This window comes from Kitasatospora cinereorecta (genome assembly GCF_024172095.1).
Lineage (GTDB): Bacteria > Actinomycetota > Actinomycetes > Streptomycetales > Streptomycetaceae > Kitasatospora > Kitasatospora cinereorecta.
On record NZ_JAMZDX010000004.1, the window covers coordinates 619,692 to 635,663 of the forward strand.

General features: G+C 73.7%; 14 protein-coding genes and 1 riboswitch. Of the genes, 5 read left to right on the top strand and 9 right to left on the bottom strand.

Annotation, left to right across the window (positions count from 1 at the left end; genetic code table 11):
* Positions 1 to 253: 253 nt before the first annotated feature.
* The 4 genes from FHR36_RS22935 to FHR36_RS22950 all read right to left on the bottom strand — a co-directional run bounded on the left by FHR36_RS22935 (position 254) and on the right by FHR36_RS22950 (position 4,234).
* Entirely contained in the window at positions 254 to 499 is a 246-nt protein-coding gene (locus FHR36_RS22935; RefSeq protein WP_253800049.1) for a hypothetical protein, read from the bottom strand.
* The gene (locus tag FHR36_RS22940; protein ID WP_253800050.1) at positions 496 to 1,650 is read right to left on the bottom strand and encodes an inorganic phosphate transporter; all 1,155 of its coding nucleotides are present in this window, start codon (positions 1,648 to 1,650) and stop codon (positions 496 to 498) included. The genes FHR36_RS22935 and FHR36_RS22940 overlap by 4 nt, the downstream gene beginning before the upstream one ends.
* A gap of 165 nt (positions 1,651 to 1,815) precedes the next feature.
* Positions 1,816 to 3,876: a phosphocholine-specific phospholipase C gene (locus FHR36_RS22945; protein ID WP_253800051.1), complete on the bottom strand. Its 2,061-nt coding sequence runs from the start codon at positions 3,874 to 3,876 to the stop codon at positions 1,816 to 1,818.
* Between the two features lie 151 nt (positions 3,877 to 4,027).
* Positions 4,028 to 4,234 carry a hypothetical protein gene (locus tag FHR36_RS22950; protein WP_253800052.1) on the bottom strand — a complete coding sequence of 69 codons (207 nt, stop codon included), beginning with the start codon at positions 4,232 to 4,234 and terminating at the stop codon, positions 4,028 to 4,030.
* Positions 4,235 to 4,833: 599 nt separating this feature from the next.
* Between FHR36_RS22950 and FHR36_RS22955 the strand changes: the two genes are divergently transcribed.
* From FHR36_RS22955 to FHR36_RS22975, 4 genes are all read left to right on the top strand, one after another.
* Complete coding sequence (locus FHR36_RS22955) at positions 4,834 to 5,598, top strand: SDR family NAD(P)-dependent oxidoreductase (RefSeq protein WP_380230413.1); 765 nt, start codon at positions 4,834 to 4,836, stop codon at positions 5,596 to 5,598.
* A gap of 89 nt (positions 5,599 to 5,687) precedes the next feature.
* Positions 5,688 to 5,864, top strand: a riboswitch (M-box (ykoK) riboswitch).
* 304 nt (positions 5,865 to 6,168) lie between these two features.
* Positions 6,169 to 7,536: a magnesium transporter MgtE N-terminal domain-containing protein gene (locus FHR36_RS22960; RefSeq protein ID WP_253800054.1), complete on the top strand. Its 1,368-nt coding sequence runs from the start codon at positions 6,169 to 6,171 to the stop codon at positions 7,534 to 7,536.
* Entirely contained in the window at positions 7,533 to 8,852 is a 1,320-nt protein-coding gene (locus FHR36_RS22970; RefSeq protein WP_308199623.1) for an NRAMP family divalent metal transporter, read from the top strand. Before FHR36_RS22960 ends, FHR36_RS22970 begins: the two co-directional genes overlap by 4 nt.
* Positions 8,853 to 9,091: 239 nt before the next feature.
* Positions 9,092 to 10,582 carry a flavin-containing monooxygenase gene (locus FHR36_RS22975; protein ID WP_253800055.1) on the top strand — a complete coding sequence of 497 codons (1,491 nt, stop codon included), beginning with the start codon at positions 9,092 to 9,094 and terminating at the stop codon, positions 10,580 to 10,582.
* Between the two features lie 70 nt (positions 10,583 to 10,652).
* Here the strand turns inward: FHR36_RS22975 and FHR36_RS22980 are convergent, their stop codons facing one another.
* The 5 genes from FHR36_RS22980 to FHR36_RS23005 form a co-directional block, all read right to left on the bottom strand.
* Positions 10,653 to 11,273 carry an L-threonylcarbamoyladenylate synthase gene (locus FHR36_RS22980; RefSeq protein WP_253800056.1) on the bottom strand — a complete coding sequence of 207 codons (621 nt, stop codon included), beginning with the start codon at positions 11,271 to 11,273 and terminating at the stop codon, positions 10,653 to 10,655.
* A gap of 155 nt (positions 11,274 to 11,428) precedes the next feature.
* Positions 11,429 to 12,370 carry an MBL fold metallo-hydrolase gene (locus tag FHR36_RS22985; protein WP_253800057.1) on the bottom strand — a complete coding sequence of 314 codons (942 nt, stop codon included), beginning with the start codon at positions 12,368 to 12,370 and terminating at the stop codon, positions 11,429 to 11,431.
* A gap of 75 nt (positions 12,371 to 12,445) precedes the next feature.
* Positions 12,446 to 13,702: an MFS transporter gene (locus FHR36_RS22990; protein ID WP_301330524.1), complete on the bottom strand. Its 1,257-nt coding sequence runs from the start codon at positions 13,700 to 13,702 to the stop codon at positions 12,446 to 12,448.
* Positions 13,703 to 13,814: 112 nt separating this feature from the next.
* Positions 13,815 to 14,375 carry a TetR/AcrR family transcriptional regulator gene (locus FHR36_RS23000; protein ID WP_253800058.1) on the bottom strand — a complete coding sequence of 187 codons (561 nt, stop codon included), beginning with the start codon at positions 14,373 to 14,375 and terminating at the stop codon, positions 13,815 to 13,817.
* Between the two features lie 74 nt (positions 14,376 to 14,449).
* Complete coding sequence (locus FHR36_RS23005) at positions 14,450 to 14,671, bottom strand: hypothetical protein (RefSeq protein WP_253800059.1); 222 nt, start codon at positions 14,669 to 14,671, stop codon at positions 14,450 to 14,452.
* 118 nt (positions 14,672 to 14,789) lie between these two features.
* On the opposite strand from FHR36_RS23005, the gene FHR36_RS23010 reads away from it, so the two are divergent.
* Positions 14,790 to 15,947: an ROK family transcriptional regulator gene (locus FHR36_RS23010; protein WP_253800060.1), complete on the top strand. Its 1,158-nt coding sequence runs from the start codon at positions 14,790 to 14,792 to the stop codon at positions 15,945 to 15,947.
* Positions 15,948 to 15,972: the final 25 nt, after the last annotated feature.

A 15,972-nucleotide genomic window follows, 5' to 3' on the forward strand; every position in this document is an offset into this window, starting at 1 on the left:
GTCCGCTCACCTCATCACGAGTTCCGCCGCAGGGCCGTGCCGGCTCCAGCGGCCACCACCGATCATGTGTCGCACCACGATGCCCGACCCCGAACCCGCCCCGTACGTGGCGCGCCGACCGCCGTGCTCCCGTCTCTCCGGGAGGCCCACGGCGGTCCTCACCAGCCTCGGGCACGTTCGGACCGGCCTCCAGCGGGACTGCTCCGTCCGGGGTGCGCCCGTGGCCGCCGGTGGCGGGCACCGGCGGCCGCGGTCAGCTGTGGTTGACGATGACGTAGATGCCCCAGCCGATCGCGGCGAGGACGACGGCGAAGCAGAGGACGGCGGCGGTGTATCCGAGCGGTCCCGCGGTGGGGCGGCCGGCCGGTCCGTCGACCGTCCGGCCCGGCGGGTAGAGGGCGCGCAGGCCGACGGCGAACAGGGCGGGCAGGCCGGCGCCGGCCAGCAGACCGACCAGCATGATCTTCCACAGCGCGTTCAGGTTGATCCAGGAGTTCACTGCGGCACCTCGTCGGTGGGAGCGGCCGGGACGACCGAGCCGGTCCAGGTGGCGTTCACGTTCTCCGGGGTGACGGCCGGTCGGCGGGAGGCGAACCAGAACGCGATCGAGGCCAGCACCAGCACCGCGAAGATCACCGCCACGCCGGCGGTGCCGCCGATCCCGTTGGCGACCCAGTAGGCGAGCGCGCCGACCACGGCCGCGGCGGGGAGGGTGAACAGCCAGGCGGCGACCATCCGGTGGGCGATGTGCCAGCGCACCACCGCGCCCTTGCGGCCGACGCCCGCGCCGAGGATCGACCCGGTGGCCACATGGGTGGTGGAGAGGGAGTAGCCGAAGTCGGTGGAGGAGAGGATGACCGCGGCGGAGGCCGATTCGCTGGCCATGCCCTGCGGGGGGTCGATCTCGACCAGGCCCTTGCCGAGCGCCCGGATGACGCGCCAGCCGCCGATGTACGTACCGAGCGCGATCGCCACCGCGCACGAGCCGATCACCCAGGTCGGGGCGCTCGCGCCGCTCTGCAGCGTGCCGTTGGCGATCAGGGCCAGGGTGATGACGCCCATGGTCTTCTGCGCGTCGTTGGTGCCGTGGGCGAGCGAGACCATGCAGGCGGAGCCGACCTGGCCGAGCCGGAAGCCGTGCCGCTGCGGCCCCTCGGCCACCCTGCGGGTGAGGCGGTAGACCAGATAGGTGCCGAGCGCGGAGACCGCGCCGGCGATGAACGGGGACAGCGCCGCGGGCACGATCACCTTGCCGACCAGGCCCTGCCACTTGACGGCGGAGGCGCCGGCGGCGGCGATGGTGGCGCCGACCACTCCCCCGATCAGGGCGTGCGAGGAACTGGAGGGGATGCCGAGGTACCAGGTGGCGAGGTTCCACAGGATGGAGCCGGTCAGGCCGGCCATGACCACGGTCAGGGTCACGTCCTGGCTGTTCACCAGGCCGCTCGCGATGGTCGCGGCGACCGCCGTGGACAGGAACGCGCCGACCAGGTTCAGTACCGCGGAGATGGCGACGGCCACCCGCGGTGGGAGGGCACCGGTGACGATCGAGGTCGCCATCGCATTGCCGGTGTCGTGGAATCCATTGGTGAAGTCGAATCCCAGCGCGGTTACGACCACCAGCACCAGGACCACGTCGTTGCCGGTCACGTACACGAACCTAACCGCCCTCCCGACCGGGTCCGGCCAACGACACTCGAACAGCGGACGGTTCGCGGGCGGCCATCCGATCGGACCACCGACCGCCGGGTCGACGGGGTACGGGGCGTCGCCGCCCGGGCACGACCGGTGCCCGGGCGGCGGAGCCCAGGGCCGTCAGGAGGTGGCGATGCCGGGGTCGGAGAGGCCCGGCACACCGGTCTCGACGTGTCCGGCGAGGCGGCGGACGAAGTCGGCGCTCGCGTTGGAGGTCACCGTCACGTCGTACCAGTTGCGGCAGGTGCGCAGGTCGACGGTGTACCCGACGGTCGCGCCCCGGCGGACGGCGACGGTCTGCGGGGTGCCGGCGTAGGCGTTGGCCACGGTGAGCACGACGTCGCCGCTGCCGGTGTTGGTGAAGGTCAGGTCGAGGCTGCCGGTGGTGGCGTTGTGGCGGGCGGTGACCTCGGGCCCGGCGGTCTTGCCGGGGTTGCGGAAGCGGCGCAGGAAGCCGTTCGGACCGTGCACGGTCAGGTCGACGATGCCCCTGGAGTACTTGGTGTTCCAGGCGTCGGTGATGCTCTTGCCGGCCTCGGCGGTGTACGTCCACGGGCCGTCGGTGCGGTTGGGCGCGGTGACCAGGAACTGGGCGCCGGCCGCGGCCCCGCCGCTGAAGGTCAGGGCGTACTTGCCGCTCGCCGGGTCGAGCACGCCGTCCACCGAGGGCGCGTACTTCAGCGGGCGGGTCGGCTTGCTGCCGGCCTCCTGCGTGGGCATGGCGCCGGTCGCGGGCGGGGTGGGCACGTAGTCGGGGTGGCGGTTGCGGTCGGCCGGCTGGTAGGCGGCGGTCGACGGCAGGGCGGCCGGGGTCGCGTTCGAGGCGGTGAAGTCGAAGGCGGCGGTCAGGTCGCCGCAGACGGCCCGGCGCCAGGGCGAGATGTTGGGCTCCAGGACGCCGAAGCGGCGCTCCATGAAGCGGATGATCGAGGTGTGGTCGAAGGTCTCCGAGCAGGTGTAGCCGCCGGTGCTCCACGGCGAGACGACCAGCATTGGCACCCGCTGCCCGAGACCGTACGGGCCTGCGGCGTAGCCGGTGCTGCCCGGGTAGTAGTCCGCGGCGGTGGCCACGGTGGACAGGCCCTGGGCGGCGGAGGCGGGCGGGAACGGCGGGACGACGTGGTCGAAGAAGCCGTCGTTCTCGTCGTAGGTGATGAACAGCGCGGTCTTCGCCCACACCGCCGGGTTGGAGGTCAGCGCGTCCAGCACCTGCGAGATGTACCAGGCGCCGTAGTTGGCCGGCCAGTTGGGGTGCTCGGTGAACGCCTCGGGCGCGGCTATCCAGGAGATCTGGGGCAGCGTGCCGCTCTCGACGTCGCGGCGCAGCTGGTCGAAGTAGCCCTCGCCGGCCTTGGCGTCGGTGCCGGTGCGGGCCTTGTCGTAGAGCGGGTCGCCCGGCTTGGCGTTGCGGTACTTGGTGAAGTAGAGCAGCGAGTTGTCGCCGTAGTTGCCGCGGTACGCGTCGTTGATCCAGCCCCAGGAGCCGGCCGCGTCCAGGCCGTCGCCGATGTCCTGGTAGATCTTCCAGGAGACCCCGGCCTGCTCCAGGCGCTCGGGGTAGGTGGTCCAGCCGTAGCCGGCCTCCTGGTTGCCGAGGACCGGGCCGCCGCCGGTGCCGTCGTTGCCGGTGTAGCCGGTCCACATGTAGTAGCGGTTCGGGTCGGTGGAGCCGATGAACGAGCAGTGGTAGGCGTCGCAGATGGTGAAAGCGTCGGCCAGGGCGTAGTGGAACGGGATGTCCTGGCGGGTCAGGTACGCCATGGTGGTGGCGGTCTTGGCGGGCACCCACTGGTCGTACTTGCCGTTGTTGAAGGCCTTGTGACTGCCGGCCCAGTCGTGGTTCAGGTCCTGGATGAACTGCATGCCCAGGTCGTTGACCTGCGGGCGGAACGGCAGCACCTCCTTCTTGCTGCTGTCGGTCTGGTGCCACACCGACTTTCCGCTCGGCAGGGTCACCGGACGCGGGTCGCCGAAGCCCCGTACGCCCTTCATCGCCCCGAAGTAGTGGTCGAAGGAACGGTTCTCCTGCATCAGCACGACGATGTGCTCGACGTCCTGGATGGTTCCGGTGGTGCCCAGCGGGGCGATGGCCGCGGCGCGCGCGATGCTCTGCGACAGCGACGCGAACGCCGTGGTCGCACCGGCCAGTTGCAGGAAACGGCGACGGTTCAGATCTGCCATGGGGGGATGACCTCGATGTGTCACGGAGGGAGGGGGACAGTGCCACAAGGACACCGGGCGTTGGGTACCGCCCGGCGGACCATTCATGACTGCCCGCTGTACGTCAGACGAACGCATCGAGTTGTACGGACATGTGGCGCCGCGGCGCCGGCTACTGCGGGGCGGGCGCAGTCTCTGCGCCGACCGTCCAGGTGCCCGCGCGGACCCGCTCCGGCCGGTCCGCGCCGTCCCAGCGGACGAGCCACTGCCGCAGCCCTGGCAGGTACCACCGGCGGCGGGCCGCCACCAGCGTCCCGATCCGGTCCACCTGCCGGTAGTGCACCACGCGGGATCCGATCGCGAAGTCTTCCGTGGACATGCGGGGCAGGGCCTTTCTCGGGTACGGGCGCCGGCTTCTCCTGCTTCGAGAACCGGTACGGCGGGCCCCGGGTCACGCGGGCTCACCCGCACGTGTGGCCCCTCGGTGCTCGATCAGAACACAAACCCACCGAATCGAACGCACCCGACCACCCGGCATCTGCGCACCGGCACACCCGACCGCACGTTTGCCCGAGTTCCATATCGCCGTTCACACACCAGACTTGACCGACCGTCACGCACCGCAGGATTCACCGGATCAGCCGACGCCGGACAGGCGGACTTCACCCGATCATCGTTCACGTCTGTTTGATCGTGATACTTTCTGAATGGCCGTCATCGGTCGGGCGCTCGACACGTCCCCGTACGCCCGGACCGGCCGGCTGCCGCCGGTTGCACGACCGCGCGGCCTGCCCGGTCGCAGTCGCTGTGGGGCGGTGCGACCGGGCAACCGTCCCGCTGCCTCGGACCGGCCTCAGGTGCGCCACAAGGGTGGTGCCGGTCCCGGCGCCGACGCGGGACCGGCGGGTCGCCTCGCCGTCGGCGGGATCCCGGCCGATCATGGCACCGGCGGCCGACCGACAGCCGCGAGGAGGCACTGTGAACACCACCAAGGGCAACGGCCCGCTGGACGGCGCGGTCGTCGCGGTGGCGGGCGCCGCCGGACCGGCGGGGCGGGCGGCCCTGCTGCGGCTCGCCGAGGCCGGGGCCACGGTCGTCGGCTCCGACGCTGACGCGTCCCGGCTCGCGGAGGCGGTGGACGCCGCCCGCGACGCCCACGGCGGCGCCACCGTCACCGGCGACACGGTCGACCTGCTCGACCTCGACGCCACCCGCACCTGGGCGGAGCGCACCGAGCGCGAGTTCGGCCGCGTCGACGGCCTGGTGCACCTGGTCGGCGGCTGGCGCGGCTCCGCGACCTTCGCCGAGACCGACCTCGCCGACTGGGACCTGCTGGAGAAGCTGCTGATCCGCACCGTCCAGCACACCTCGCTCGCCTTCGAGGGCGCCCTCGGCCGCAGCGGCAACGGCCGGTACGTCCTGATCAGCGCCGCCGGTGCCAGCCGGCCCACCGCCGGCAACGCCGCCTACGCGGCCTCCAAGGCCGCCGCCGAGGCGTGGACCCTCGCCCTCGCCGACGCCTTCCGCAAGGCGGCCGGCGACGGCGAGCTGCACGCCGCGGCGACGATCCTGGTGGTGAAGGCGCTGGTGCACGACGCCATGCGGGCCGAGCGTCCGACCGCGAGGTTCGCCGGCTTCACCGACGTCAAGGATCTCGCCGAGGCCGTCGCCGGCCTCTGGGACCGGCCCGCCGTGGAGGTCAACGCGGCCCGCCTCTGGCTGACCGCCCAGCCCACCACCTGACGCCCCGGTCGCGGTCAAGGTCGCGGTCAAGGTCCGGTCAAGGATTGGGCCCTGGGGCGGGCGGGGGCCTATCCTTGACCCGGTTTGAACAGACACCTCGTTCGGTGAGGCGTCTTCACGGACACAGGCCACTGATCCCACCCGTCGAGAGACGCTCCGGATCAGGACAGGTCTCCCCGGCCCAAGGGGTGACCCCAAGTGGCTTCCCCGCCGTCTCGCGGGGACACGCCGTGGAGTGCCAAAGCTCTGACGAGTTGGGGTGTGCCGGGGCCCGACGTGCCCCGGCCTTCCCCCTGCCGCGCCGCCGCGACCTCCCCTCGCGGCCGGGAACGGAAGGAGGCGAGATGGACAGTAGTCCGGGTCATAGTCGGCCCCTCCCCGTGTTGTCCTCGTCGTCCTTCCCGGCCCCCGGACAGCCGCTCCTCCCCTGATCCGCGATTCCCGTCCCGCCCGTCGGGCACGGTGCGCCGCCGTGCGCCCGGGAACCGCCGTGCCGGTCCAGGGGGTGCGCAGGCGCGTCCCGGGCCGGGCCGAAGCCCCGGTCCGCCGGGGCGCCTGGGGGTGTTCACCGTGGCTTCCACCACTCTGCTCATGTCGACCACGGCCCGGCTGCGCGACCGCAAGGTCGAGGTCGCGCGCCGCGCCACCGCCACCCGTACCGTCCGCTCCTCGCTGGTCTCCCTGGCCGGCCTGGTCGGCGCCCGGGTCTCCAACCCGTCCGGCGAGGAGGTCGGCCGCGTCGTCGACGTGGTCGCCCGCCTCTACGGGCCCGAGCCCTATCCCCCGGTCACCGGGCTGATCATCCGCATCGGCCGCCGCCGGGCCTTCCTCGCCGCCGACGCCCTCGGCAAGGTCGCGGCGATGGGCGTACGGCTGCGCACCGCCCGGGTCGACCTGCGCGACTACGTCCGCCGCCCGGGCGAGGTGCTGCTCGCCCGCGAGGTGATGGACCACCAACTGGTGGACGTCGACGGCGTCCAGGTCACCCGCGCCGCCGACCTGTACCTCGCGCCGCTGGCCGACCGCACCGTCCTGGTCGGCGTGGACGTCTCACTGCCCACCCTGCTGCGCCGCCTCGGCCCGCGCCGCTGGCAGACCCGCCCCACCCCGGACCGCGTCCTGGACTGGCAGTCCGTCGCCCCCTTCGGCGCGGAGGCCACCCACGGCCCGGCCGAGGTCCGGCTGCGGGCCTCCCGCTCCGCACTTCACCAGCTGCGCCCCGCCGACCTCGCCGACATCCTGGAGGACCTCGGCCGCCACGAGCGCCAGCAGCTGCTCGGCTGGCTGGAGCCCGAGCACGCCGCCGACGCGCTGGAGGAGATGGAACCCGCCGAGCTGGAGAACCTGCTCCGCGAGGCCCCGCCCGAGCACGCCGCCCGGCTGCTCGACGAGATGGAGCCCGACGAGGCCGCCGACGCCCTGCGCGACCTCAAGCCCGGCGAGCGGGAAACCCTGCTGGCCCGCATCCCCGAGGCCGAGGCGGCCGAGCTGCGCACCCTGCTCACCCACCGCGAGGGCACCGCGGGCGGCGCGATGACCACCCTGCTGGTCACCGCCCACCCGGCGCAGACCATCGCCGAGGTCCGGGCCGAACTGGCCGCGCAGGCCGAGCACCGCACCGAGATCGACGCCGTCACCGTGCTGGACGACGACGGCCGCCTGGTCGCCGACATCCCGCTGTTCGACCTCGCGGTCGCGGAGGACGCCGCCCTGGTCGGCGACCTCGCCCAGTGGCTCGCCCAGTTCGGCCCGACCGTCACCGTCCGGCCCGACACCCGCCTGGCCGAGGCCGCCGACCACCTGGTCGCCGCCCGCGCCACCTCCCTGCTCGTCGTCGACGACACCGGCCGTCCGCTCGGCCGGGTCCTCGCCGACGACATCCTCGACTCCCTGCTGCCCGAGCGCGGGCGCCTGCACTTCCGGAGGCTCCTCAAGTGACCCGCGACCTCGACACCGTCACCGCGCCCACGAGCGCCTCCCCCGCCGCACTCCCGTCTCCGGCCGCACCCGCCACCCGCCGCCGCGGCTGGCGCCGTATCGCCGCCGTCGCCATGGTCGCCGGCCCCGGACTGGTCGCCGCCAACGCCGGCAACGACGCCGCCGGCATCGCCACCTACGCCAGCGCCGGCTCCCAGTTCGCGTACGGCACGCTGTTCTTCATGGTGCTGGTCACCATCGCCCTGGTGATGGTCCAGGAGATGGCCGTCCGGCTCGGTGCCCACACCGGCAAGGGCCTGGGCGCCCTCATCCGCGAGCAGTTCAGCCTCCGCCTCACCGCGCTCGCCGTGTTCTGCCTGCTGCTCGCCAACACCGGCCTGGTGGTCAGCGAGTTCGCCGGCATCGGCGCCGCGTTCGAACTGCTCGGCGTCCCCAAGTGGGCGGTCATCCCGCCGGCCGCGGTCCTGCTCTGGTCACTGGTGCTGTTCGGCAGCTACAAGTGGGCCGAGCGGATCTTCCTGGTGATGTCGCTCGCCTTCTTCGCCTACCCGGTCGCGATGATCCTCGGCCACCCCGACTGGGGCCAGGTCGGCGAACACCTCGCCGTCCCGCACTTCCAGCCCGGCAAGGACTTCGTCCTGCTGGCCGTCGCCCTGATCGGCACCACCGTCAGCCCCTACATGCAGTTCTACGCCGCCGCCGGCGTCGTCGACCGCGGCGCCAAGCCCGCCGACTACAAGCTCATCCGGGCCGACGCCGTCCTCGGCGCCGTGTTCGCCTGCCTGATCAGCCTCACCATCATCATCGCCACCGCCGCCGCCATCGGCGGCACCGGCCCGCTGGAGTCCGCCGCCCAGGCCGCCGAGGCCCTCAGGCCGGTCGCCGGCCACAGCGCCGAACTCCTCTTCGCCTTCGGCCTGATCGGCGCCTCCGCCCTGGCCGGCGCCGTCGTCCCGCTCTCTGCCAGCTACGCCGTCGGCGAGGCCGCCGGCGTCGAACGCTCCGTCTCCCGCAGCTTCCGCGACGCCCCGCTCTTCCTCGGCCTGTTCACCGCCCAGATCGCCCTCGGCGCGATCGTCGCCCTCACCCCCGTCGACGTCATCCAACTCCTCATCGGCACCCAGGTCCTCCAGGGCCTGATCAGCCCGATCGTGCTGGTCTACCTGCTCGTCCTGACCAACCGCCGGTCCGTCCTCGGCGACGCCGCCAACAGCCCCCGCTACCGCATCGCCGCCACCACCGTCGTCGTCGGCGTCGCCGCGATGTCCACCGTCCTGCTCGTCCAGACCGTCCTCGGCTGGCTCGGCCTCGCCTGAGCCCCGCACCCGTCCGAAGGAGCACCCCCACCATGCGCCGCCTCGCCCCCCACCTGGCCTTCACCGCGATGTTCGCCTGGGCCGCGTACGTCGCCCTCTGGATCCACGCCGGCCCCTGACCGCCGCGCTGCTAGCCCCCTGCCCGGTCCCGGTGGTGATCGTCCGCCCGCGGTGGCGCGCGAGGTACGGTGTCGCGAAATGACGTGACGTACTCCCCGGCGAATCGCGACAGTGAACCCATGACCTCGAACCGCGCCACCGTCCTCATCATCGGGGCCGGGCTCTCCGGCATCGGCGTCGCCTGCCGGCTGCGCCGGGAGCTCCCGGACCGGGACTTCGCGATCCTGGAACGCCGCGACCGGATCGGCGGCACCTGGGACCTCTTCCGCTACCCGGGCGTCCGGTCGGACTCCGACATGTTCTCGTTCGGCTACGAGTTCCGCCCGTGGAACGGCCTGAAGGTGCTGGCCGACGGCGAGTCGATCCGCTCGTACGTGGCGGCGACCGCCGAGGAGTACGGCGTCGACCGGTCGATCCACTACGGCCTGCGGGTGGTGGCCGCCGACTGGTCGAGCGAGCGGCAGCAGTGGACCGTCACCGCCGTGCGCGAGGCGACCGGCGGGACGGAGACGTGGACCTGTTCGTTCCTCGTCACCTGCACCGGCTACTACGACTACGACCGCGGCCACCTGCCCGGGTTTCCCGGTGCCGAACGGTTCGGGGGCGTCCTGGTCCACCCGCAGCACTGGCCGCAGGAGCTCGACCACACCGGGAAGCGGGTCGCGGTGATCGGCAGCGGCGCCACCGCCGTCACCCTCGTCCCGGCGATGGCCGAGCGGGCGGCGCACGTGACGATGGTGCAGCGCTCCCCGTCGTACGTCTTCTCGCTGCCGTCGGTCGACCGGGTCACCGCCTGGCAGCGCAGGTTCCTGCCGGAGTCGCTGGTGCACCGGATGGCCCGCCGGCGCAACATCCGGATGCAGCGCACCGTGTTCCGGGCGGCCCGGCGCTTCCCCGGGGCGACGCGCCGGCTGCTGCTGGCCGGGGTGCGCCGCGGGGTCGGCCGGGACTTCGACATGACCCATTTCAGCCCGCGGTACGCCCCGTGGGACGAGCGGCTGTGCGCCGTACCGGACGGCGACCTCTTCCGGGTGCTCCGCGAGGGCCGGGCCTCCGTCGTCACCGACGCGATTCTGACCTTCACGGCCACCGGGATCCGGCTCGCGTCCGGTCGGGAGGTCGACGCCGACATCGTCGTCACCGCCACCGGCCTCAACCTCCAGGCCCTCGGCGGCGCGACGGTCCGGGTCGACGGTGCGGTCCGCGACCTGCACGACGTCTGCACCTACAAGAGCGTCATGCTGGAGGGCATCCCCAACCTGGCGTGGGTCTTCGGCTACACCAACGCGTCCTGGACCCTGAAGGTCGACCTGTCCGCCGCCTACCTGGTGCGACTGCTGCGGCACCTGGACACCACCGGCCGGACGGTTGCCGTACCGGTCGACCGGGCGGCCAACGCGACCGCGGCGGGCGTGGTCGACGAGCTGTCGTCGGGCTACATCCGGCGGGCGAAGGACATCATGCCGCGGCAGGGACGGGACTTCCCGTGGCGGATGGTCATGGACTACCGGCACGACCGGAAGGTGCTGCTGTCCGACCCGATCGCGGACGGCGTCCTGGAGTTCCACGGCCGCCCCGATGGCGACCGTACGGCGGAATCGTCGGCCTGACCGAGGGCCGGCAGCGCCCGCCCCGCCGCGTCCCGGTCCGCCGGGTGGGCGGCGGACCGGCGGCGGACCGCTACTCGAAGCGGGACGGGTCGCCCGCGCCGTACCGGACGATCTCCGCCTCGCCGCTGGAGAAGTCGACGACCGTGGTCGGCTCGGTGCCGCAGTCGCCGGAGTCGACCACGGCGTCCAGGACGTGGTCCAGGCGTTCCTTGATCTCCCAGCCCTGGGTCATCGGCTCGTCGTCGCCGGGCAGCAGCAGCGTGCTGGAGACCAGGGGCTCGCCGAGCCCGGCGAGCAGGGCGCGGGTGACGGGGTGGTCGGGGATCCGGACACCGACCGTCTTCTTCTTCGGGTGCAGCAGTCGGCGCGGGACTTCCTTGGTGGCGGGGAGGATGAAGGTGTAGCTGCCCGGCGTCGCGGCCTTCACGGCGCGGAAGACGTTGTTGTCGAGCTGGACGAACTGCCCGAGCTGGGCGAAGTCCTCGCACATCAGGGTGAAGTGGTGGCGCTCGTCGAGCCGCCGGATCGTGCGGATCCGTTCGAGGCCGTCGCGGTTGTCGAGCCGGCAGCCGAGGGCGAAACAGGAGTCGGTCGGGTACGCGATGAGGGCGCCGGTCCGGAGGCTGTCGACCACGGTGCCGATGGTGCGCGCTTGCGGGGTCTGCGGGTGAACGTCGAAGTACTTCGCCATTGGCCGACCTTACGGGATCCCGGCTTCCCTCGGCTGCACCCGCGGCGCCCCGGGTCGCACGCGCGCCTCGGGCGGTGCCCGTCGCGCCCGCGAGGGAGCGGCCGCGCCGCCGGTCCCGGGCGAGCCTGACCGACGGCGGGCGGGCCAGGTGGCCGTCAGGCGAGGGCCGCCGGAACGGGCGTGCCCGGCTCGGCGTGCAGGCGGTAGCGGCCGCTCTCCCCGTCGCGCCGGACGAGACCGCCGGTCGGCTGCGGGAAGTGGGTGCCGAGCAGCAGGGTGTCGGTGTCGGCCAGGGCGGTGAGCAGCCGGTTGCGGGTGCGGACGGCCTGCGCGGGGTCGGCGTCGACGCAGCTGGTCAGGTGGGGGTGGGCGAGCTGGACGGGGTGGTGGATGCTGTCGCCGGTGATCAGGGCGGACCGGCCGCTGCCGTGCAGTTCGACGGCGAGCTGCCCGGGGGTGTGGCCGGGTGCGGGGACCAGCCGGACTCCGTCGGCGACCTCGATGCCCTGCTCCGGGACGTCGACGGCGTCGTACTGCCCGCTGTCGCGTACCGGGTGGACCGAGTCGGCGAACATCTGGCGGCGGGCCGGGTCGAGGTCGACGGACGCCCAGTGGTCCCACTCGGCGCGCGCGGTCAGGTACCGGGCGCGGCGGAAGGCGGGCTCCCAACGGCCTTCGTGCAGCCGGGTGTTCCAGCCGACGTGGTCGGTGTGCAGGTGGGTGGTGATGACCAGGTCGACGGTGTCCGGGGCGAATCCGGCGGCTGTCAGCCGCTCGTCGAAGTCGGTGTCCAGGCCGTCCCAGGCGGGGTTCGCCCGGGACTTGCCGTTGCCGATCCCGGTGTCGACGAGGATCCGCAGGCCGCCGGCCTCCACCGCGAAGCTGTGGCTGACCAGCAGCGGAGCCTTCGCGTCGGCGAACTCCGGCCGCAGCCAGGGGGTGGCGTCCAGCACCTCGCCGGTCGCCCCGGGGAGCAGCCAGGTGCCGGTCTCGGCGGGGAGGGCGATCTCGTCGATCCGTCGGACTACGATGTCGCCGAGGCTCCACGCCACCGTGGCGTCGGTGGTGGGGTGCGGGGTCGCATCGGTCGGGTTCATGGGGGCGGTCCGTGCCTTTCGGGCGGTGCGGATGATCGACAGTTCACAGGACGGCCTGAACGGGCCGACGGTTCGTCAGGAGGCGTGCGGCGCGCGGTACTGCCGCAGCGCGGCGAGGGCCGCGAGCGTGAGGACGGAGATGACGGCGGTGTACGCCAGGACGGCAACGGTGAGGCCGGCCCGGGTGGTGAGCCATCCGGCACCGATCGCGGGCAGGCTCATCGCCAGGTAGCTGAGCACGTAGAAGGCGGCCAGCGTGCCGGCCCGCTCCTTCGGCGCGGCGGGCGGGAGGACCAGGCGCAGCGCGCCCTGGTTGACGGCACCGAAGCCCGCACCCGCCAGGGCGGTGGCGGCGAACAGGGCCGTCGGGCTGCGCAGGTGCGGGGCGGCGGCGGTCAGCAGCGCGGCCGGGAGCAGGGCGGCGGCGCCGAGCCGGACCGCTCCGGTCGCGGGCAGCGGCGCGGTGGCCCGGACGGCGAGGGCCGCACTGGTGGTGAGCGTGAAGAACACCAGGCCGCGGGCGGACGCCGGAATGGCCGGGTCGGTCAGGCGGGCGAGCGAGGGGCCGAGCGAGGAGTAGAAGCCCCCCAGGGCCCAGGCGGCGGCGACGGCGGGGCCGGCGAGGAGCAGGGCGCGGCGCGAGGCCGGGGCCGGGGCGAGCGAGGGTCGCAGCGAGCGCAGCGCTCCGGGTCGTGGGACGGCGCTCTCCCGGGTGAGCGCCACGCCTGCGGCCTGCGCGAGGAACAGGGCCGCGAGCACAAGGTAGACGGTGCGGGTCGGAGCGGGGGCGAAGGCGACCAGGGCGGTGGCGACCAGCACGCCGGCGGCCATGCCGCCGACCGGGGTGAGGCTGTTGGCGAGGGCGGCCCGCCCGGGCCGGCGCGGGTCCTCGGTCTCCAGCAGGGCGGCGCCGGCGGCGCTGGTGGCGGCCCCCGTGGCGAGGCCCTGGACGATCCGGGCGGCGATCAGTCCGGCCGCGTCGTGGGCGGTGGCGAGCAGGGCCATGGCGGCGGTCTCGGCGGCCAGCGCGCCGAGCAGGACGGGCCTGCGGCCGAGGTGGTCCGAGAGGGTCCCGGTGCAGAGCAGGGCGAGGAGCAGCGCCACGGCGTACGCGGCGAAGACGACCGTGACGCTGAGCGCGGAGAGGTGCCAGTCGGCCTGGTAGCGGGCGTAGAGCGGGGTGGGGGCGCTGGAGGCGGCGAGCAGGCCGGCGAGGACGCAGGCGTGGAGGGCGAAGGCGCCGCGGCGACCGATCCGGGGCCGGAGCGATCGACGGGGCCGGGTCTGAGTGCGGGTGCGGGGTGGGGTGGGCGGTACGAGAGTCCGGGGCATGGCCTCTTCCCGACTGCTAACGCGAAATGTTTGCGTTAGCGAGCATGGCATATCCGGCGCCCTTGTCGCAAATATTTAGCTTTAGCGGCACCCGTCCCGCCGCGAGGCGCCGTCAGTCCGTCGTCAGCGCCGCCCGGACCAGCCCCTGCGCGTACGCCACCGACAGCCCGTCCGGGCGGAACAGGATCCGGTACACCAGCGGCGCCACCACCGCGTCCATCAGCGCCTCGACCCCCGGGACCGCCTCGCCGCGACCCGCCGCCCTCACCCCGATCGCCCGCAGCTGCTCGGCCGCGTAGTCCGAACAGCGGCCGGCCACCCCCTCGTCGGCTGCGCCCCCCACCGCGTCGCGCAGGTACAGCCGGCCGGCCGGCGATCCCAGCTCCTCGACGAACTGCTCGGCCCACGCCTCCAGGTCCTCGCGCAGCCCGCCGCGGTCCGCCGGCGGGCCGTCCGGCCGCAGCCGCTCCAGCGCGACGTCCGCCAGCAGGGTCGCGAGGTCGCCCCACCGCCGGTAGACCGTCGACGGCGTGACCCCCGCCCGCGTCGCGATGGCCGGCACCGCGACCGCCCCGCGCCCGCCCTCCGCCTCCAGTTCCCGCACCGCCCGGTGCACCGCCTGCTGAACCCGCGCACTGCGCCCACCGGGGCGCGCCACCGCCTTCTCGCTCATGCGGCCAGGCTAACGCAGGATATTCGCGTTAGCCGTGTCGCCGCCGGGACCGACCCCGGCTGCGGGGGCGACGGTCAGAGCACGCCGGGGTGGATGACGGCCAGCCGGGCGCGGGTCGGGTCGAGGACGACGTCCCGACGGTGGCGGCGGGCCTCCAGGGACTCCGCCCGGGCGACCGCACACTCCAGGGCGTGCTCGGCTCCGGTCGCTTCGACGATGAAGACGTGACTGCCGGCCGGGTGTCCGTCGAGGTGGGGGATTTCTACCCGCCAACGGCGCAGGGGCTCCGCATACATCGGGACCTCCTCTCGCTGACACCGTACGAAGGCGGATTATTGCCGTCAAGGGGACGAACTCAGCGATTATTAATTCCTTCCAGCGGCAGAAATGGGACGGCGCCGGTACTGTTCAGACATGAGCGTGTCAGCCCGACGCACCCGCACCAGGGACGCCCTGCTCGCCGTCCTCGCCGAGCACGGCACCGTCAGCCGCGCCGACCTCAGCCGGCTCAGCGGCCTGTCCCGGTCGGCGGTCAGCAGCGCCGTCGCCGAACTGCTCGCCGACGGGCAGGTCACCGAGGACCCGGCCCAGGCCGCCCCGGGCGCCGGGCGCGGCCGCCGCCCGACCGGCGTCAGCCTGCGGCGCGGCGCGGGCGTGGTGCTGGCCCTCGACCTCGGCCACGCGCACATCTCGGCCGCCGTCGCCACCACCGCCGGGGTGATCATCGCCGAGGAGGGCGCGGCGCTCGACGTCGACAACCGCCCGCAGGAGGCGCTGGACGCCGTCGTCGTCCTCGCCGACCGGGCGCTGGAGCGCTCCGGGCACCGCCGGAGCGACCTGGCCGGCGTCGCCGCCGGCGTCCCGGCCGTCCTCGACCCGCGCACCGGGGTCGTCCGCGCGCCGACCAAACTCAGCCGCTGGCTCGGCATGAACCCGGGCGAAGCGCTCGCCCGGGCGCTCGGCCGCCCGGTGGAGATCGGCAACGACGCCGAACTCGGCGCCCGCGGCGAACGCGCGTACGGCGCGGCCCGCGGCATCGACGACCTGATCTACGTCAAGGCCTCGCACGGCATCGGGGCCGGCCTGGTGCTCGGCGGCCGCGTCTACGTCGGGGCGACCGGCGCGTCCGGCGAGATCGGGCACATCCAGCTGCCCGGCGCCGCCAATCTCTGCCGCTGCGGCAACCGAGGCTGCCTGGAGACGGTGGTGTCGATCGGCGACGTCCGCCGCCAGCTGCTCCATGTGCTCCTGGTGCGCAACGAGGAGGACCTGCCGCCGCTCGCCGAGCTGAGCACGGAGCCGGCCGCCGCCCGGGTCATCACCGAGACCGGGCGGACCCTCGGCCGCGTCCTGGCCGACCTGGTCAACGTCCTCAATCCGGCCGCCATCGTCATCGGCGGCGAACTCGGTCTGGCGGGCGCCCCGTTGGTCGCGGGCGTACGCGAGTCGGTCGACCGGTACGCGCAGCCGGTGTCGGTCGGCGCGGTGGACGTCCGGGCCAGTGCGCTGGGGCTCAAGGCGGAGCTGTACGGCGCGATCACGGCGGCGGCCGAGCAGGCCCGCCGGGCGTAGTCACCTCCTCCCGTTCGGCTGCTCC